At 68.1% G+C, this 18,159-nt stretch carries 15 protein-coding genes and 3 tRNA genes; 13 read left to right on the forward strand and 5 right to left on the reverse strand.

The window, feature by feature from the left end; translation table 11 throughout:
• Positions 1–6: 6 nt before the first annotated feature.
• From C1933_RS07065 to C1933_RS07075, 3 genes are all read left to right on the forward strand, one after another.
• On the forward strand, positions 7–3,876 hold the full coding sequence (locus C1933_RS07065) for a PilC/PilY family type IV pilus protein (protein WP_108752690.1): 3,870 nt from the start codon (positions 7–9) through the stop codon (positions 3,874–3,876).
• A gap of 14 nt (positions 3,877–3,890) precedes the next feature.
• Positions 3,891–4,319, forward strand: a complete 429-nt coding sequence (locus C1933_RS07070; protein ID WP_108752691.1) for a type IV pilin protein — start codon at positions 3,891–3,893, stop codon at positions 4,317–4,319.
• 54 nt (positions 4,320–4,373) lie between these two features.
• Positions 4,374–4,450, forward strand: a tRNA-Asn gene (locus C1933_RS07075).
• 62 nt (positions 4,451–4,512) lie between these two features.
• Here the strand turns inward: C1933_RS07075 and C1933_RS07080 are convergent.
• On the reverse strand, positions 4,513–5,025 hold the full coding sequence (locus tag C1933_RS07080; RefSeq protein ID WP_159093948.1) for a GspH/FimT family pseudopilin: 513 nt from the start codon (positions 5,023–5,025) through the stop codon (positions 4,513–4,515).
• A 152-nt stretch (positions 5,026–5,177) separates the two neighbouring features.
• On the opposite strand from C1933_RS07080, the gene uvrB reads away from it, so the two are divergent.
• From uvrB to C1933_RS07095, 3 genes are all read left to right on the forward strand, one after another.
• Positions 5,178–7,202, forward strand: a complete 2,025-nt coding sequence (gene uvrB, locus C1933_RS07085; RefSeq protein WP_108752693.1) for an excinuclease ABC subunit UvrB — start codon at positions 5,178–5,180, stop codon at positions 7,200–7,202.
• A gap of 103 nt (positions 7,203–7,305) precedes the next feature.
• Positions 7,306–7,380 (forward strand) — tRNA-Val (locus tag C1933_RS07090).
• A gap of 84 nt (positions 7,381–7,464) precedes the next feature.
• Positions 7,465–7,539: transfer RNA gene (locus tag C1933_RS07095), tRNA-Val, on the forward strand.
• Between the two features lie 81 nt (positions 7,540–7,620).
• Here C1933_RS07095 and C1933_RS07100 read toward each other — a convergent pair.
• From C1933_RS07100 to C1933_RS07115, 4 genes are all read right to left on the reverse strand, one after another.
• On the reverse strand, positions 7,621–8,100 hold the full coding sequence (locus tag C1933_RS07100; RefSeq protein WP_108752694.1) for a hypothetical protein: 480 nt from the start codon (positions 8,098–8,100) through the stop codon (positions 7,621–7,623).
• A 65-nt stretch (positions 8,101–8,165) separates the two neighbouring features.
• Positions 8,166–8,396, reverse strand: a complete 231-nt coding sequence (locus tag C1933_RS07105) for a hypothetical protein (RefSeq protein ID WP_108752695.1) — start codon at positions 8,394–8,396, stop codon at positions 8,166–8,168.
• A 150-nt stretch (positions 8,397–8,546) separates the two neighbouring features.
• A complete protein-coding gene (locus tag C1933_RS07110) occupies positions 8,547–8,837 on the reverse strand; it encodes a hypothetical protein (RefSeq protein WP_108752696.1) in 291 nt (96 codons plus the stop codon).
• Between the two features lie 31 nt (positions 8,838–8,868).
• Entirely contained in the window at positions 8,869–9,642 is a 774-nt protein-coding gene (locus C1933_RS07115; RefSeq protein WP_108752697.1) for a MipA/OmpV family protein, read from the reverse strand.
• A 144-nt stretch (positions 9,643–9,786) separates the two neighbouring features.
• Here C1933_RS07115 and C1933_RS07120 point away from each other — a divergent pair, with 144 nt between their 5' ends.
• The 7 genes from C1933_RS07120 to lpxK are packed head-to-tail and all read left to right on the forward strand — an operon-like array spanning position 9,787 to position 18,136.
• Positions 9,787–10,458: a response regulator transcription factor gene (locus C1933_RS07120; protein WP_108752698.1), complete on the forward strand. Its 672-nt coding sequence runs from the start codon at positions 9,787–9,789 to the stop codon at positions 10,456–10,458.
• Between the two features lies 1 nt (position 10,459).
• Positions 10,460–11,812, forward strand: a complete 1,353-nt coding sequence (locus C1933_RS07125; protein WP_108752699.1) for a HAMP domain-containing sensor histidine kinase — start codon at positions 10,460–10,462, stop codon at positions 11,810–11,812.
• Positions 11,813–11,871: 59 nt separating this feature from the next.
• On the forward strand, positions 11,872–14,280 hold the full coding sequence (locus C1933_RS07130) for a DNA internalization-related competence protein ComEC/Rec2 (RefSeq protein ID WP_108752700.1): 2,409 nt from the start codon (positions 11,872–11,874) through the stop codon (positions 14,278–14,280).
• 3 nt (positions 14,281–14,283) lie between these two features.
• On the forward strand, positions 14,284–14,946 hold the full coding sequence (locus C1933_RS07135; protein ID WP_108749182.1) for a MotA/TolQ/ExbB proton channel family protein: 663 nt from the start codon (positions 14,284–14,286) through the stop codon (positions 14,944–14,946).
• A 3-nt stretch (positions 14,947–14,949) separates the two neighbouring features.
• Entirely contained in the window at positions 14,950–15,372 is a 423-nt protein-coding gene (locus tag C1933_RS07140) for a biopolymer transporter ExbD (protein ID WP_108749183.1), read from the forward strand.
• On the forward strand, positions 15,369–17,117 hold the full coding sequence (gene msbA, locus C1933_RS07145) for a lipid A export permease/ATP-binding protein MsbA (protein ID WP_108752701.1): 1,749 nt from the start codon (positions 15,369–15,371) through the stop codon (positions 17,115–17,117). Before C1933_RS07140 ends, msbA begins: the two co-directional genes overlap by 4 nt.
• The gene (gene lpxK, locus C1933_RS07150; protein ID WP_108752702.1) at positions 17,117–18,136 is read left to right on the forward strand and encodes a tetraacyldisaccharide 4'-kinase; all 1,020 of its coding nucleotides are present in this window, start codon (positions 17,117–17,119) and stop codon (positions 18,134–18,136) included. Before msbA ends, lpxK begins: the two co-directional genes overlap by 1 nt.
• Positions 18,137–18,159: the final 23 nt, after the last annotated feature.

Consider the following 18,159-nt stretch of genomic DNA (forward strand, 5'->3'; position numbering starts at 1 on the left):
GCCGGCATGTCCCGTCGCACTTCCCGGATCATCGCCGCGTCTGCCTTCGCCGTGCTCGGCGTGGGTGGCTACTTCGCCTACAGCCTGTTTGCCGCGCAGGGGCAGGGCGCCCTTGCCCAGGCGCCGCTGAACAACACCACCTCGATCCCGCCGGCCTTCATCATGGCCGTGGACGATTCCAACTCGATGACCTTCGAGCGGATCTTCCGTGGTGGCGATGGTCGCATGCAGTGGAACGGCAGCAGCTTCTTCAGTTCGGCCGGCGTGTTCTACAACGTGGGCGAAGCCTGTGGCAACAACTCCACCGACTGCTACCTGTACCTGTTCCCGCACTCGAACTTCAACACCTCGTATTCGCCGGGCCGCGCGATCCCGCCGATCGATGCGTTTGGTTTTGCCCGTTCGCCCACCTACAACGCCAGCTACTACAACCCGGCCGTGACCTACGAGCCGTGGAGCCTGCCGGTGCGTGACAGCGGCGGCAACATGCTCTGGCCGAACGCCACGTTCTCTGCGGCACGCGTTGATCCGCGTGACCCGACCGTCTACGGCAGTGATTTCACTACCGGTTACAACACCGTGTACGACCTGTCCTCGCGCCAGGTCAATGGCGAGGCGTTCCAGTTCGTCACCGGCATGACCATTCCGGCCGGTACCCGCTACCGGTCGAACGGGCGCACCTGCAACAGCAACAACAACAATGGCAACGGCCTGGCCAGTTCGGGCAACGTCTGGACCAATCTGGGCAGTGACGTGCTGGTGCGTGCGGACTGCACGGTGCAGATCGCCTATGTACCGGCCACCTTCTACCTGCCGGCCGACCAGGCCGCGCCGGCCGGCTACCTCACCGGCGACGCCAACCGCCCGCTGATCAGCAATGCCTGCGGCCCGGGCTGCAACATGCGTCGCTACCAGATCCTGCCGGAGAACTACGGCGCCAATACGGCCGACCTGGCCAACGCGCAGCGCAACTTCGCCAACTGGTTCCAATATCACCGCAACCGCATCCTGTCGATGGTCGGCTCGTCCTCGCACGCCATGGTGGGCGTGGACAACATGCGCGTGGGCTATTTCACCATCAATGCCCGCAACAACGTGACCATGTACGACGTCACCTCGCAGCGCTCGGACCTGTTCGGGCAGATCTACCGGCTCAAGCCCAATGGCGGTACCCCGAACCGGCAGGCCGTGGCTTACCTGGGCGAGCAGTTCCGGCGTACCGACGCTGGCGCACCGGTCATCCGCGCCTGCCAGAAGAACGGCGGCATGCTGTTCACCGACGGCTATACCAACGTGGGCAACTCGGCCAGCGGCTATGGCAACGCCGACAGCGCCGGCGGCAAGTTCTTCCCGACCCAGCCGTTCGCCGATGGCTACAGCAACACCATTGCCGACATCGCCGCGTCGTACTACGCCGGTGGCTCCACCCCGCTGCGCACGGGTGCCAGTTTCCCCACCGGCCTGGTCCCGGTGCCGGATCAGTGCAGCACGCTCAGCCAGTCCTCGCCTGACTGGAAGCGACTGGACTGCCAGACCAACCTGCACATGAACTTCTACGGCGTCACCCTGGGCGCGCAGGGCCTGATCTACGAGGTCAACCAGGCCGCCACCGATGACCCGTATGCCAACCCGCCGAACTGGAACGCCAATGGCGACCCGCTGACCGATGACGATGGTCGCGTGATCGACGAGCTGTGGCACGCCGCCATCAACAGCCGCGGTGAGTTCATCAATGCCAAGACCCCGTCGGACGTGACCGAGGCCATGCGCCGGGTGCTGTCGGCGGTGGGGTCGGGGCAGACGCCGTCGGGTACGTTCGCACTCAGTGGCGCGCGCATCGGTACCGGTTCGCTGACCGTCACCCCGATGTACGACGTACAGAACAACGGCACCGACTGGTACAGCAAGCTGACCGCGAGCAGCGTGTCGGTGAACCCCACCACCCGCGAGGCGCAGTACACCACGCGCTGGGAAGCCAGTGCGCAGATGCCTGCCGCGGCCGCGCGCAATGTGTTCTTCAACGACGGCAGCAGCGTGCGCAAGTTCAGCGGTACCACGGTTACCCTGGCCGGGCTCTGCAACCTGTCCAGCACGCTGTATCCGGCGCAGTCGATCTGTACCTCCGCGAACCTGGCGGCGCTGGGTGCCGATGCCACCAGTGCAGCCAATTACCTGCTGGGCGAGAGCAGTGGTGAAGTCCGCAACGGTGGCAAGCTGCGTGATCGCACCACGCCGCTGGGCGACATCGTCAACTCCACGCCGGTCATCAGTGCACCGGTGGACGACTTCGGCTACCGCGCGCTGGGCGGCACCCTGGGCACGAGCTATACCAACTACCTGACCAGCAAGCGCACCAACAACCGCTACGTGGTCTATGCCGGTGCCAACGACGGCATGCTGCATGCGTTCGACGGCGGCATGGACGCAGCGGGCACGGTCGGCGGCAATGGTGGTCGTGAGCTGTTCGGTTACATTCCGGCCACCTCGTACGGGCACATGGGCAACCTGCTGCTGCCTTACGACCCGACCAAGAAGAACGCCCAGCCGTTTGTGCACAAGTACTTCGTCGATGGTCCGCTGACCGTGGGTGATACCTTCTACGGTGGTGGCTGGCACACCACCCTGGTCGGCACCACCGGCGCCGGCGGGCGCGGCGTGTTCGCGCTGGACGTGACCACACCGGGCAGCTTCGCGGCGGGCAACCGCCTGTGGGAAATCAACGATCTGGCCGGTGATGCCACGGTGCGGGCCAACATCGGCCACGTGCTGGGCAAGCCGGTCATCGTTCCGGTGCGCGCGGCCGATGGCAGCGTCAGCTGGAAGGCGATCTTCGGCAATGGCTATTCCAGCGCCAGTGGCAAGGCCGTGCTGTTCGTGGTCGACATCGGCACCGGTACGCCGACCATCCGCATGATCGAAGCGGGAGAGCCCAATTCCACCATCGCCGGGAGCAATGGCCTGGGCAACATCGTGGTGGTGGATCGGGTGAACAACCTGACCATCGACCCGGTCACCAACAAGCCGAGCCGCGTGCGCGACGGCTACGCCGATACCGTCTACGCGGCCGACCTGAAGGGCGCGGTGTGGAAGTTCGACCTGACCTCCACCGCCACTTCGGTCACCGTGCCTGTGTTCACCACCGGCACCTTCGTGCAGAACGGGCAGACCTACCGCCAGCCGATCACCGGCGGCCTGCAGGTGGCATCGGGTGAACGCGGCGGCGTGCTGGTGATGTTCGGTACCGGCAGCTTCTCCTTCAACGATGACACCCTGCCGATCTCGTCCACCCAGATCCAGAGCCTGTATGGCTTCAACGATGTGGTGAACGGTGCGGTCACCACCACGCTCACGCGTGCCAACCTGACCCCGAACGCGGTGGTCACCACCAGTGGTTCGCGTACGCTGCAGGTGGGTACCGCGCCTACCTCGTCACTGGGCTGGTACGTCGATCTTCCTGCCGGCGAACGCGCGGTGGGCTACCCGGAGCTGGCCTCGGGCATCCTGTTCATTCCCACCTACGCACCGGTGGAAGTCACCAGCGGCTGCAGCACGTCGGGTGCGAACTGGCTGTTCGGGCTGAGTCCACGCAGCGGTGCCGGTGCGCTGTCCGGCGTGCGGGTGGGTTCTCCCACCGGTACCTCCGCCGCCGCCGGCACGGCTGCCATGTCGTTGAACTCGCCGGGCACCGCGCCGATCAAGGATGTGGGCGTATCGGTGGTGCCGCGCCTGCAGCCGCCGACCAATCCGAACGACGGCTCGGGTGTGCCGACGGTGCCGGCCGGTGCGGGCTGCTGGATGGTGGTCAATGTGTCCGGCGCGCAGCCGCTGTACGTGCCGTATCCCTGTGGCCGCCAGTCCTGGCGCCAGATCCAGTAACGGAGATTCCTGCGATGTCACTCAAAGCAATCCGCGCAATGGGCCAGGTCCGCGGCTTCACCCTGATCGAACTGATGATCACGGTGGCCGTGGTGGCGATCCTGGCGGCGGTGGCCTATCCCTCGTACACCGACCAGATCCGCAAGTCGAGGCGTGCGCAGGCCAAGGCGGACATGGTGGAATACGCGCAGATGGCCGAGCGTTCGCACACCACCAACAACACCTACGCCAACTTCCGTTTCAGCAACGGCACCACCAGCATCCAGTCGCCGCGCGAAGGTGGTACGGCGCAGTACACGATCAGCATCCAGGCCGCGCAGGGCACGTTCACCCTGACGGCGGCGCCGCAGGGCGCGCAGGCCAAGGACAAGTGCGGCACGATGACGGTGAACCAGGCCAATGTGAAGACACCGAGCGCCAGTGCGGTGGCCGGTTGCTGGTGATTTCGCGCAGGGGTGTTGCATCGGCGCGCAGCAGCTACTAGAATGCGCCTCCCCGCCCGAATAGCTCAGCCGGTTAGAGCACTTGACTGTTAATCAGGGGGTCGTTGGTTCGAGTCCAACTTCGGGCGCCAGATCCTGCAGAAGCCGCGAGAAATCGCGGCTTCTGCTTTTCTGCGTCCGCCATCCGCGTGCTTCAGCAGGGTTCCGGCGACGCGCTGCGCAGCGAGCGCACACGCCCGGTATTGCTCACCACCACTTCGGCCTGCGTCAGGCCGCGCTGGCAGACGCGGATGCGCGCATTGCTGCCCGCGCTGCGCCCGCTGGCACGAAACACGATGTGCGGGCGACCGTGCGTGCTGAAGGCCTGCAATGAGGAATGGCTCTGAAGCTGGCGCGCGGCCAGTGGTGGTGCCGGATCGGCCTCATCCGGCCGTGGTTGTTCGGCGCGCAGCAGCCAGCCCTGGCTCCAGTCCTGCCCGCACTGCAGGCCGTCGCTACTAGGGCAGGCCAGCACGGAGCGGCGGTGGGTAAGCGCCGTGCTGCGGGCCTGGTTCAGCGCCGTGTGCAGCTGCATGCGCAGCTGGTCGGCGCGCAGGCGATCGAGCAGGCCGGCGAACGGCGGCGCCGCCAGGCAGGCCAGGATCGCCAGCACCGCCATGGCCAGCAGCAGTTCGGCCAGGGTGTGGCCGGGGGCAGGGGAGAGCATCAGGCGGACTCCAGCAGCGGGCAGGGCACCAGCCTCCGCCCGCCGCCGGCGCGGCACCATCGGGTTTTGCCGCTGCCTGAATCGGGTTCTGGTTCAACCGGTCGTCACTGGAGTGGCCGGTATACTGCGGGTTCCTGGGATCTGGCAGCACCATGAGCGACAGCTTTCAACTCGTTTCGCCCTATTCGCCGGCTGGCGACCAGCCCGATGCCATCGCGAAGCTGACCGACAATTTCCAGGCCGGCATCGCCAAGCAGACCCTGCTGGGCGTCACCGGTTCGGGCAAGACCTACACCATCGCCAACGTCATCCAGAACGTGCAGAAGCCGACGCTGATCATGGCGCCGAACAAGACGCTGGCGGCGCAGCTGTATGGTGAGTTCAAGGCGTTCTTCCCGCACAACGCGGTGGAGTATTTCGTCAGCTATTACGATTACTACCAGCCCGAAGCGTACGTGCCCTCGTCGGACACCTTCATCGAGAAGGACAGTTCGATCAACGAGCACATCGAGCAGATGCGCCTTGCCGCCACCAAGACCCTGCTGTCGCGCCCGGATGCGATCGTGGTCGCCACGGTGTCGGCCATTTACGGCCTGGGCGCGCCGGAAGACTACCTGTCACTGCGCCTGATCCTGTCCAAGGGTGAGCGCATCGACCAGCGCGACCTGATCAACCACCTGACCCAGCTGCAGTACACGCGCAACGAGTACGAACTGCAGCGCGGTACCTTCCGCGTGCGCGGCGAAGTGATCGATGTGTTTCCGGCCGAGTCGGACAGCGAGGCCCTGCGCATCGAGCTGTTCGATGGCGAGGTCGAGAAGATCACGATGTTCGATCCGCTTACCGGCGAGACGATGCGCAACCTGCAGCGCTTCACCGTGTACCCGAAGACCCACTACGCCACCACCCGCGAGCGCGTGCTGGCGGCGGTGGAAACCATCAAGGTCGAGCTGAAGGAGCGGCTGGAGCAGCTGTACGCGCAGAACAAGCTGGTCGAAGCCCAGCGCCTGGCACAGCGCACCCAGTTCGACATCGAAATGATGGCCGAGGTGGGCTTCTGCAACGGCATCGAAAACTACTCGCGGCACCTGACCGGCAAGAATGCCGGCGAGCCGCCACCGACGCTGTTTGATTACCTGCCGCCGGATGCGCTGCTGGTGATCGACGAATCGCACGTGACCATTCCGCAGATCGGTGCCATGTTCAAGGGTGACCGGTCGCGCAAGGAAACCCTGGTCGAGTTCGGCTTCCGCCTGCCTTCGGCGCTGGACAACCGGCCGCTGCGCTTCGAGGAATGGGAAGCGCGCTGCCCGCGCAGCATCTACGTCTCGGCCACGCCGGGCCCGTACGAGCTGCGCGAGTCGGCCGATGAGATCACCGAACTGGTGGTGCGCCCGACCGGCCTGATCGATCCGGTGGTGGAAATCCGCCCGGTCGGCACCCAGGTCGACGACCTGATGAGCGAGGCCAACGAGCGCATCAAGGCGGGCGATCGCGTGCTGGTCACCACGCTGACCAAGCGCATGGCCGAAAATCTGACCGAGTACCTGACCGAGCATGGCATCCGCGTGCGCTACCTGCATTCGGACGTGGATACCGTCGAGCGCGTGGAGATCATCCGCGACCTGCGCCTGGGTAAGTTCGACGTGCTGGTGGGCATCAACCTGCTGCGCGAAGGCCTGGACATGCCCGAGGTGTCGCTGGTGGCGATCCTGGACGCGGACAAGGAAGGCTTCCTGCGTTCGACCGGCTCGCTGATCCAGACCATCGGCCGCGCCGCGCGCAACGTGCGCGGCAAGGCGATCCTGTACGCCGACAAGATCACCCGTTCCATGCAGGCAGCGATCGACGAGACCGACCGCCGCCGGGCCAAGCAGGTCGAGTACAACGAAGAACACGGCATCGTGCCGCGTTCGGTGGCCCGGCCGATCACCGACGTGCTGGAAGGTGCGCGTTCGGATGCCGCCGAGAAGGAAGCGCGCAAGGGCAAGGGCAAGGCCCGTGGCGGCGTGGCCGAGCCGACTGCGGACTATCGTTCGCTCAGCCCGGCCCAGCTGGCTTCACGCCTGAAGGCGCTGGAACAACAGATGTACCAGCACGCCAAGGATCTGGAGTTCGAGGATGCCGCGCGTGTGCGTGACCAGATCCGGCAGCTGAAGGAAGCCAGCCTTGGCTGAACGGGCCAACGTCGGTTGCCTTCACAAAACTATTGCGCTGGCGCGCCGGCATCCGTAATATACGCGGCCTGCACCGACGCAATCGCGGAAATGCAGGAAAAACGGGCGGTTAGCTCAGCGGTAGAGCACTACCTTGACATGGTAGGGGTCACAGGTTCGAACCCTGTACCGCCCACCACGAAGTCCCTGGCAAGGGGCTGTCGTGAGAAAGACAAACCCGGCCGGCAAGCCGGGTTTTTCAGTCCAGACATGCAGATTCATTGGGCGGTTAGCTCAGCGGTAGAGCACTACCTTGACATGGTAGGGGTCACAGGTTCGAACCCTGTACCGCCCACCACCCGGCTCCCGGCACTGCCGGTGCAGCGGTGGAAATCCCGAACGCCGGCCCTGGGCCGGCGTTTTCGTTTCTGCAGCCCGGCTAGAAACGGATCATGCTGCACATCCGCACCGGCTTCGAGCTGCGCACGATGCCCTTTTCCGTGCGGCACTGCGCCACCTGATCGTCAGCCCGGGCCCGGCAGTCCGGGCACAGCGCGGCCAGTTCCTTGTCGGTACGCACCGGGTCCGCACACATGCGCTGCACATGGCTGGCACGCCGCTCGGCGGCCTCGTCAGGCGGCAGGGTCTGGCCGGCGGCGTTCACGATCGTGTAGTCGGCGAAGGGCTGCGGCAGCGCACACTGCGCGCGCGTGGTGACGACGAAGCGACGTTCCAGCTCGCTGCGCAGGCGTGCGCCCTGGCGATCACAGGCGGCCACCTGGGCGCGCGATGTTGCCGGCGACACGCCTGGATTGATGAACGTGGGGCGGGAGCGAATCTCGCTGCCGAACGGGCAGCAGCCTGCAAGCAGCACGCACGTCAGCATCAGGCCCGCGCGGATGAAAGAAGACAGGGTCATGGCGCATCCTTTCGACAGGCGCCCATGCTTGCATCATCGGCGCCGCAGCGGATGAACCGCGACCCTCATTGCGATGAAGAGAGCATGCGTGCGCTGCTGACGCGCAGGCGATGCTGCAGCTGCCAGCCGCTGTCGGTCTGCCGCCACAGGCCCAGCGAGCGCGTGCGCTGGGCGGTATCGCGTTCCCAGCACAGCACGCTGTCCTGGCCAAGGCGTACCTGCACGTGCGCCACCGGCAGCGTTTCGTCGCCACCGAGCACGGCGGCATACAGCAGAAGCAGGGCAAGCATCGGCATGGCACGGTGCTCCGGAAAGGGAGCCCAGCCTGTCACCGGCGCACGGCGGCCGGTAGCGGCATGCGACGAAGCGCGGAAAACCGCGTGCCAAGCGCATGGGTCGAGGATGAATCCGGGGCCAGGGATGCCCGGACCGCCCCCATCGCGCGCTCAGGCAGCAGCGAACGCCTGGCGCAGGCTGTGCAGCGTGGCCTGGCGGTGCGCGCTGGCACACGGCTCGTCCATCTCCAGTTCCTGCAGGCGCAGCCCCACCAGTGTCATTGACAGCACATAGCCGCGTGCGGCGGCATCGGCTGCCCGCGACGCACCCAGCGCATGGCGGGTGAGTGCGTCCACGTGGGCCAGGTCCGGCAGCAGGCCCAGGTACACGCGCTCGGCGCTGTCCAGGTCGGGGGCGCGCAGGATCGCGTGTGCGTCAGGGAGGGGGCTGGCGGCGGCCATGCAAGGTCCTTCTGGGCAATGAATGCGCGGGCTAGAAGGCGCGCATCAATGAAATGAACGCGGAGGTCTGGCTGCCATCGCGGGTCATGGGGCTGTCTTTCACCGCATCGCCGAACCACTGGTTGGCGACCACGCCGGTGGCCCGCCATTTGTTGCCCAGCGGCGTGCTGACCGCGATCTGCAGGCTGGGCGAGGTGGCGCTGCCAGGGCGGTAGGCGGCCAGGCCCGAACGCAGGGCTTCTTCGTTGGAAATGCCGTAGTAGTAGTCCAGCAGGCGCGCACTGGAATGCACCACGCCCACCCGCGGCACCCAGGTGAAACGGCCGGCCTGGATCGGGTAGCTGTAGTGCAGGTTCGATTCCATGCCGCCGCCGTGGCCGCTGACTTCGCGCTGCACGCTGGCACCCACGATGCCCCAATCCGCCTTGTACTCGGCATTGACGCCGGCCATGGCCGACATCTGCCGGCTGTGCAGGCGGCGCAGCTGCGCATCGTTCACATCGTCGGTCTTGAAGCGCAGCGTGTAAGGCGTGACCACCGCCGATACCCGCAGGCCATCGGCCTTGTACAGGTGCATGCCCAGCGAGCCGGGGCTGGCGAAGAAGCGCTTGCCCTGCCATGCCAGCGCCGGCACCACCAGCGGCTTGTCATCGTAGTGCGCGTACGCACCGGTGGTCGCACCGATGGTGATGCCGGCCTGCACGCCCGGTGCGGCCTCCTGGTCCTGGGCGGTTGCCAGCAGCGGCGTGGAGAGAGCGACGGTGCACAGCAGGGGGCGCAGCAGGGCAGGGGAACGCAGGGACATCGAGGGAGGATCTGGCAGGGAACAAGCCCCCATGCTGCGCCGCCAACATTGTCGGAACATTGCGCGGCCGGTGGACGCGACGCGCACGTCGCGGTGCCGCCACAGGCACTATCATCGGCAGCGATTTCCGCCACCGAGCTTCCGATGCGCATCCTTCTGGTCGAAGACGATCCCGATCTGTCCCGTGCCCTGCAGAGCGGGCTGGAGCGGCAGGGCGTGGTCGCCGACGTGGTCGGCAGCCTGGCCGAGGCGGCACTGGCCCTGCGCGAACCGGTACACCAGCTGCTGCTGCTGGACCGGCAGCTGCCCGATGGCGATGGCGTGGCCTTCGTCGCCACCGCCCGCGCGCTGCGCCCCAATTTGCCGGTGATCATGCTGACCGCCAAGGGCGCGCTGTCGGACAAGGTGGAAGGGCTGGACGTCGGTGCCGACGATTACCTGGTCAAGCCGGTCGCCATCGAAGAACTGATGGCGCGCATCCGCGCGGTATCGCGGCGGCCGACGGCCATGGTGACTCCGCGCCTGGTGCTGGGCCGGCTGGCATTCGACTTCGAATCGCTGCAGGCCGAGGTCGATGGCCAGCTGCTGGCGCTGCCGCGGCGCCAGGTGCTGGTGCTGCAGGCACTGGCCATGCGCCAGGGGCGCACCGTCACCCGCAGCGCGCTGGAAGCGGCGGTGTACGGCTTCGATGACGAGATCCAGTCCAATGCGCTGGACGCGCATATCTCCAAGCTGCGCAAGGCGCTGCAGCAGGCCGGGGCGGGCGTGGAAATCCACGTGATCCGCGGCGTCGGTTATCTGCTGGCGGAGGTCTGAGATGGCCCGGCAGATCCGTTCGATCACCCTGGGCCTGGCCTGGCGGCTGTTCCTGGCGCAGGCCTTCACCGTGCTGTTCGCCGTGGCCGCGCTGATCATCACCTGGGGTGACAAGGACACCTGGGGCATGGACATGTTCATGGCCGAGGACGTGGCCGATGCGCTGCGCAGCGTGGATGGCCGCCTGCAGCTGGACGAAGCCCGCTGGCAGAAGGTCGATGCGCGTGCGGGCGGCAACCTGTGGTTCGCTGCGGTGGATGACCGCGGCGCGTGGCTGGAACGTGGCAAGGTGCCCAGCGTGCATGCGCCGTTGCTGGCGCGCCTGCCGACGCTGGGCGCGACCGAACTGGGTTCGCTGGTGCCGCCCTACCTGGATGTGGCGCGGGTGATGATCCGCTACGACGAAGGCCGGCGCATCACGGTGATGGTTGGCGGCGCGCCCAAAGGCGGCCTGGTCGACGGCGCCCTGATGGTGCTGCGGCTGATCGGGCTGTGGTTCTTCCTGCCGCTGATCGTGGTCACCCTGCTGGTGATGCCTACCGTGATCCACCGCGCCATGCGCGGCGTGCGTCGTTCCGCGCAGCAGGCCAAGGAGCTGGATGTGGGCCAGCCCGGCGCGCGCCTGGATGCGCAGCTGGTGTCCACCGAAATCGCGCCCCTGGTCGAAGCCTTCAACGATGCCATCGACAAGGTGCAGCAGGGCTATGCCGCACGTGACAAATTCCTGGCCGATGCCGCCCACGAGCTGCGCGTGCCGATCGCGGTGGTGCAGGCGCGTCTTTCGCAGCTGCCGCAGGGCGAACTGAAATCGCAGCTGCTGACCGATGTGGCGCGCCTGGGCAATGTCGCCGAACATCTGCTGGACCTGCAGCGGCTGGATCGCAACACGACCGCACTGCAGCGGCTGGATCTGGCGCACCTGGTGAGGGAAGCGGCGGCCGAACTGGCGCCGCTGGTGGTGGGGGCCGGCTATGGCTTCGAAGTGGATGCGCCCGACACCCCGGTGTGGATCCAGGGCGACGGGCTGGCGCTGGGCCGGGTGATCGCCAACCTGGTGCACAACGCCATCGTGCACGGCGGCGGTCGCGGCACCATCTGCGTGCGGGTGGACCCGCAGGGCCTGCTGGATGTCAGCGACCAGGGCGCAGGGGTGCCGGTGGGCGATCGCGAAGCGATCTTCGAGCCGTTCCATCGCCTGCGAGCGGCTGGCAACGGCAGTGGCCTGGGCCTGCACCTGGTGAAGGAAATCGTGCAGCACCATGGCGGCAGCGTGAGCGTGGGGGAAGCGCCGGGCGGCGGCGCGCGGTTCCGGGTGAACTTCCACCGCGGGGCGTCACGCCGAAGCGAACGCTGACGGCGCAGCACGGCGTCGGCTGATGGCCGTTGCGGGCCGCAAGCCTGCAGGCTGGGGGCATGGCCGCGACCGTGCCCCCGTCTGCCTGCCTTGGCCCCGGCTGCGCCGCCGCGCTGGTGCTGGGGGTGCTGGCCTGTAGTGCTGCGTCGGCTCTGCTGCCGGTGTGGCTGGGCATGTTGCTGGTGGTGGTGGCGTTGCCGGGCTGGCTGCTGCGCTGGCGCGGCCGGGTGGTGGCGGCCGCCGTGTTCGGGCTCGGCTGGGCAACCTGCCACGGCCATGCAGCGCTGCAGCAGCAGTGGCCGCCAGGTGCTGCGGCGCAGGTGGTGCAGGTGCGCGGTCGGGTGGTCGATCTGCCGACCCATGCCCGCGACCACACCCGCTTTACGCTGCAGGTCGCGCACGCCGATGGCCTGCCTGCGCTGCGTGGCCGTCGGCTGCAGGTGCGCTGGTCTGCGCTGAAAGGGGCCGAGGCGCGCAACGGCGGCGCTGCCGCGGAGCAGCGCCATGCCGTGCGCGCCGGCGCGCAGTGGCAGCTGGCGTTGCGGGTAAGGGCGCCGCGTTCGCGCATCAATCCCGGCGGCTTCGACGGTGAGCGCCATGCACTGCTGCAGGGACTCGCGGGCAGCGCCAGCGTGCAGCAGCAGCGGCAACCCCGGCTGCTGCGGCCGGCCCACGGCCTGCTGGCATGGCGCGAATCCTGCAGCGATGCCATTGCCACCCAGGTCGGGCGCCCCTCGGCGCGCTTCGTGCAGGCGCTGGTGCTGGGCGATACCCGCGGGCTGACCGATTCCGACTGGGAGCACTTGCGTGCCCTGGGCCTGACCCACCTCATTGCGATATCCGGCTTCCATGTGGGGCTGGTGGCCGGCTTCGGTGCGTTGCTGTGTGCAATGTCGTGGCGGCTGTGGGCGCCGCTGGCGGTCCATGTGCCACGCCCGCAGGCGGCCGCCCTCGCGGCGGCGCTGGCGGCGGGCGGCTACACGCTGTTGGCCGGTGCCGAGCTGCCGACGGTGCGCACGGCCCTGATGATTGCGGTGGTGGCGCTGGCCCGGGTGGCGCGGCGGGCGGTATCGGTGCCGCAATGCCTGGCCCTGGCCGCGCTGCTGATGGTGCTGCCGGCACCGTTGTCGATCCTGTCGGCCGGCTTCTGGCTCAGTTTCGGAGGCGTCCTGTGGCTGTTGTGGTGCCTGCCGCAGCAACGCCCGCATGGGCTGTGGCAGCACGTGCGCACCGCGCTGGCGGGGCAGGGCGTGGCCAGCGTCGCGCTGCTGCCGCTGGCGGTCGCGCTGTTCGGCGGCACCGCGCGCTGGGGGCCCCTGCTGAACTTGCCGATCATTCCCTGGTGGAGTCTGGTGGTGGTGCCGGTCGCGCTGGCCGGTACCGCGCTGCACGCCGTGCATGACGGCGCGGGGCGCTGGCCGTGGCGGGCGGCGGCGTGGTTGTTCGAACTCAGCTGGCAGGCGTTGCAGCCGCTGGCGGCGCAGCCACAGGCCATGTGGTGGCTAGCCGAAGCGCCACGCTGGGCACTGCCGGCGGCGGTGGCGGGGGTGTTCTGGTGGCTGCTGCCGCGCGGCAGTGGCGGCCTGCTGGCCGGTGGCGTGTTGTGCCTGCCGCTGCTCTGGCCAGCGGCGCCGGCGCCGCGCCACGGCGAGGTTGAGCTGCTGGTGCACGATGTGGGGCAGGGCGCCGCGGTGCTGGTGAGAACGGCCACCCATGCGTTGTGGTACGACGCCGGGCCGCCCGGGGGCGCCGAGGCAGCGGAGCGGGTGCTGATGCCGGCCGTACGCGCGCTGGGGCAGGCACCGCCACGGCTTCTGCTGCTCAGCCACGATCACCTGGATCACGCCGGCGGGCTGCCAGCTCTGCGCCGACAGGTGCCGGGGCTGCAGGTGCTGGCCCCGCCCGGGCAGGCGCCGCCCGGCGCCCTGGCCTTCTGCCGGCAGGGCCTGCGCTGGCAGTGGGACGGGGTCGATTTCCAGGTGCTGCACCCCGGCCGCACCGCGGTCGCGGATGGCAATGAAGCCAGCTGCGTGCTGCGCATTGCCGGCGCCCACGGGGCCGTGCTGTTGCCGGGCGATATCGGCCGCAGCGCCGAACAGCGGCTGCTGCAGGAGCGCCCGCGCCGCCTGCGCGCCGAGGTGGTGCTGGTGCCGCACCACGGCAGTGGCGGCAGCTCCAGCCCGGCCTGGGTGGCGGCGGTGCAGCCCCGCCTGGCGCTGGTCTCGGCCGGCCACCAGAACCGCTTTGGCCACCCGAAACGTGACGTAGTGCAGCGCTGGCGCGCAGCGGGCGCTGAAGTGCTGGTCACCGCCGACACCGGCGCGATCCGCGTATGGCTTGGCGCACAAGGCCTGCAGGTGCGCGAACAGCGGGTCCACGCAGCCCGGTGGTGGGATGCCGCTGGGCGGGCACGGTCGGCTGCTATCCTATCGTCGATCGAACAAGCGGCCGATGGGCCGGAGGGTTGAAACGTGTGGGAACTGGTCAAGGCCGGTGGCTGGCCGATGGTGCCGCTGCTGCTGTTGGGCGTACTGGCTTTGGCAATCGTCCTGGAGCGTTTCTGGTCCCTGCGGCGTAACGAGGTGCTGCCGCCTGGCCTGGGCCAGGAAGTGCGCAACTGGGCCGCACGCGGCAAGCTCGACCCGGCCCACCTGCAGACCCTGCGCGCCAACTCGCCGCTGGGCGCCCTGCTGGCGGCCGCGCTGGAAGCCCGCAACCGCCCGCGCGACCAGATCCGCGAGCGCATCGAAGACACCGGCCGCCACCTGGTGCATCGCATGGAACGTTTCCTCAATGCGCTGGGCACCATCGCCTCGGCCGGCCCGCTGCTGGGCCTGCTGGGTACCGTCATCGGCATGATCCAGATGTTCCTGGGCATCCTCGACCACGGCGTGGGCGATGTGAACCAGCTCGCCGGTGGTATCGGCAAGGCGCTGGTCTGCACCGCCACCGGCATGATCGTGGCCATTCCGGCGCTGATGTTCCATCGCTACTTCAAAGGCCGCATCCACGGCTACGTGGTGGAGATGGAGCAGGAGGCCAGTGCCCTGCTGGACACGCTCGATGGTCGCCCGGGGGTGATGAACCCGGCCCCGGTTGCGCGCGCCGCAGCGCCTGCCACGGCCAAGGCCTGATCGATGCGCATCGGCAACGACCGATCCCAGGATGAGCCGCACATCGACCTGGTGCCGCTGATCGACGTCATCCTGGTGCTGATCATCTTCTTCGTGGTCACCACCACCTTCGATGCGCGCTCGACCCTGCAGGTGCAGCTGCCGACGGCCAGCGACCAGCAGAACCCCGAGCCGCCGCGTTCGCTGAGCGTGCTGATCAACGCCGAAGGGCGTTACTTCATCAACGACCAGGAAGTGCTGCGCAGCGACGTGGAATCGGTCAAGCAGACCATCGCCGCCGTTGCCGGCAGCGACCGCCAGCAGACCGTGCTGCTGCGCGCCGACGCGCGCACTCCCTACCAGGCCGTGGTCACCGCGCAGGATGCGCTGGGCCAGCTCGGCTTCCGCCGTATCGCAATCGCAACAGCGCCAGAGGTGCGTCCATGAGTTCCAAACACGCGCCAGTGTGGCCGATCTACAAACGCCTGCTCGGCTATACCCGGGCTTACTGGGTGTTCATGGTGGCCGCCGTCATCGCGATGGTGGTCGAGGCCCTGGCCGGGTACCACTTCACCAAGCTGATGGAGCCGCTGGTCAACGAGGGCTTTGTCGACCCGCAGCCGCGCGCTGCCGTCGTGCTGCCGCTGACCATCCTTGGCCTGTTCCTGATGCGCAGCCTGGCGACCTGGGTCAGCGATTACACGCTGGCCAAGACTGGCCGCAGCGTGGTCCGTGACCTGCGTGAGCAGGTGCTGGACAAGTACCTGCACCTGCCGTCCTCGCACTTCGATAGCGAAGCCACGCCGGTGATGGTCAGCCGCCTGAACTTCGACACCGAGCAGGTCACCCAGGCCAGCGCCGATGCGTTGAAGACCATGGTGGCCGACACCCTGACCATCATCGCCATGCTGGTGGTGATGCTGCAGATGAGCGTGAAGGTGACCCTGGCGATGCTGCTGGTGGTGCCGCTGATCGGCGCCATCGTGTCCTACGTCGGCAAGCGCTACCGGCGCATCAGCCGCGGCATCCAGGACGGCATGGGCACCATGGCGCAGACCGCCGAGCAGTCCCTGGCCGCGCAGCAGGAAGTGAAGGTGCACGGCACCCAGCAGCACGAGATCAGCCGCTACTCGCGCCTGGCCAACCGCATGCTGGCGCTGAACATGAAGGTGGAAGTGACCCGTGCGGCCGCCTCCAGCGTGGTCCAGTTCCTGGCCGCGCTGGCGTTGGCGGTGATCGTCTGGGTGTCCACCCGCGAGGCCCTGGCCGGCAAGCTCAACGCGGGTCAGTTCATGGGCCTGATGACCTCGATGATGGCCATCATTCCTTCGCTGCGCCGGTTGACCAGCGTGCAGACGTCGATCTCGCGTGGCGTGGCCGCCGCCGAACGCCTGTTCGGCATCATCGACATGCCGGTGGAGCGTGATACCGGCACCACCCGCGTGCAGCGCGTGCGTGGCGAACTGTCGTTCGACCACGTGATGCTGCGCTACCGCGAAGACAGCGGCATCGCCCTGGACGACATCAGCTTCGTGGCCAGGCCGGGGACGGTGACCGCCATCGTCGGCCGGTCCGGCAGCGGCAAGACCAGCCTGATCCGGCTGGTGCCGCGCTTCTACGAGCCCAGCGGCGGCGTCATCGCACTCGACGGGGTGCCGCTGGACGAGTACCCGCTGTCCGACCTGCGCCGGCAGGTGGCCATGGTCGGGCAGAAGGTCATGCTGTTCGATGACACCATCGCCGCCAACATCGCCTACGGCATGGATGCGACCGACGAACAGATCCGGGCCGCGGCCGAAGCGGCCAATGCCTGGGAGTTCATCGCGCGCATGCCGCAGCAGCTGCAGACGCCGGTGGGCGAGAACGGTGCGCTGCTGTCCGGCGGCCAGCGCCAGCGCCTGGCCATTGCCCGCGCGATCCTGCGCGATGCCCCGATCCTGATCCTGGACGAGGCAACCGCGGCGCTGGACAACGAATCCGAACGCCTGGTGCAGGATGCGCTGCAGCGCCTGATGCCCGAGCGCACCACGCTCGTGATCGCGCACCGCCTGTCCACCATCGAACACGCCGACCAGGTGCTGGTGATGGATCATGGCCGTATCGTCGAACGCGGCACCCACCAGGAACTGCTGGCCATGGGCGGGTTGTACCAGCACCTGCACAGCATGCAGTTCCGCGACAGGCAGGACTGATGGCTGCAAAGGGCACCCAGACCCCCGCGTACTGGTACGACGGCAGCCCGGTGCCGTGGCCGATGCGCCTGCTGGCACCGGTCTACGCCGGCATTGCCGGCCTGCGCCGGCAGCTGTACCGCCGTGGCTGGCGCAAGCGCCATGCGCTGCCGGTCCCGGTCATCGTGGTCGGCAACATCACCGCGGGCGGCACCGGCAAGACGCCGCTGACGATCGAACTGGTCAACCGCCTGCGCGAGGCCGGCTGGAAGCCGGGCGTGGCCAGCCGTGGCTATGGCCGCGACGACGCCGGCACCGCGCGCTGGGTGGACGCCGATACGTCCACCGCACTGGGCGGTGACGAACCGGTGCTGATCGCCTGGAAAACCGGCGTTCCCGTGCGCGTGGACAGCGACCGCGTGGCCGCGGGCAAGGCGCTGGTGGACGCCGGCTGCAACGTGATCGTCTGTGACGACGGTCTGCAGCATTACCGGTTGGCACGTGACATCGAGATCGAAGTCGTGGACGCACAGCGCCGCTATGGCAACGGCCGGATGATCCCGGCCGGGCCGTTGCGCGAGCCGGTCAGCCGCGCCGAGCATTGCGATTTCCGCGTGGTCAACCTGGGCCAGGCCGATGCGGCCGCGGCCGCGCAGGCCTGTGGGTTCGGCCAGTGGCCGATGGCCCTGCAGATCGACAGCGCGCAGCCGCTGCCGGGCGGGCGCAGTCGACCGCTGTCCTCGTTTGCCGGGCAGCGCGTGCATGCGGTGGCCGGCATCGCGCACCCGCAGCGCTTCTTCGACATGCTGCGCGCGCGCGGCATCGGCGTGGTGCCGCACGCGTTCGCCGACCACCAGGTGTACCAGCCGCAGGACCTGTCCTTCGGCAGCCAGTTGCCGGTGCTGATGACCGAAAAAGACGCGGTGAAGTGCCGGGCCTTCGGCAACGACTGGCACTTTGCGGTGCCGCTGCGCGCCGATCTGCCTGCGGCGTTCTGGGTGGCCCTGACCGATCGCCTGGACAAGCTGCGCCCGAACTGAGCGGCCGCCGGACGCTTGCATCT

Origin of the sequence: Stenotrophomonas sp. ZAC14D2_NAIMI4_6 (assembly GCF_003086875.1) — a bacterium.
GTDB lineage: Bacteria > Pseudomonadota > Gammaproteobacteria > Xanthomonadales > Xanthomonadaceae > Stenotrophomonas.

Excerpts from the sequence above, each read along its gene's own strand:
- C1933_RS07065 (WP_108752690.1), top strand. The coding sequence starts at position 7 with ATGTCCCGTCGCACTTCCCGGATCATCGCCGCGTCTGCCTTCGCCGTG.
- C1933_RS07070 (WP_108752691.1), top strand. The coding sequence starts at position 3,891 with ATGTCACTCAAAGCAATCCGCGCAATGGGCCAGGTCCGCGGCTTCACC.
- C1933_RS07080 (WP_159093948.1), bottom strand. The coding sequence starts at position 5,025 with ATGCTCTCCCCTGCCCCCGGCCACACCCTGGCCGAACTGCTGCTGGCC.
- uvrB (WP_108752693.1), top strand. The coding sequence starts at position 5,178 with ATGAGCGACAGCTTTCAACTCGTTTCGCCCTATTCGCCGGCTGGCGAC.
- C1933_RS07100 (WP_108752694.1), bottom strand. The coding sequence starts at position 8,100 with ATGACCCTGTCTTCTTTCATCCGCGCGGGCCTGATGCTGACGTGCGTG.
- C1933_RS07105 (WP_108752695.1), bottom strand. The coding sequence starts at position 8,396 with ATGCCGATGCTTGCCCTGCTTCTGCTGTATGCCGCCGTGCTCGGTGGC.
- C1933_RS07110 (WP_108752696.1), bottom strand. The coding sequence starts at position 8,837 with ATGGCCGCCGCCAGCCCCCTCCCTGACGCACACGCGATCCTGCGCGCC.
- C1933_RS07115 (WP_108752697.1), bottom strand. The coding sequence starts at position 9,642 with ATGTCCCTGCGTTCCCCTGCCCTGCTGCGCCCCCTGCTGTGCACCGTC.
- C1933_RS07120 (WP_108752698.1), top strand. The coding sequence starts at position 9,787 with ATGCGCATCCTTCTGGTCGAAGACGATCCCGATCTGTCCCGTGCCCTG.
- C1933_RS07125 (WP_108752699.1), top strand. The coding sequence starts at position 10,460 with ATGGCCCGGCAGATCCGTTCGATCACCCTGGGCCTGGCCTGGCGGCTG.
- C1933_RS07130 (WP_108752700.1), top strand. The coding sequence starts at position 11,872 with ATGGCCGCGACCGTGCCCCCGTCTGCCTGCCTTGGCCCCGGCTGCGCC.
- C1933_RS07140 (WP_108749183.1), top strand. The coding sequence starts at position 14,950 with ATGCGCATCGGCAACGACCGATCCCAGGATGAGCCGCACATCGACCTG.
- msbA (WP_108752701.1), top strand. The coding sequence starts at position 15,369 with ATGAGTTCCAAACACGCGCCAGTGTGGCCGATCTACAAACGCCTGCTC.
- lpxK (WP_108752702.1), top strand. The coding sequence starts at position 17,117 with ATGGCTGCAAAGGGCACCCAGACCCCCGCGTACTGGTACGACGGCAGC.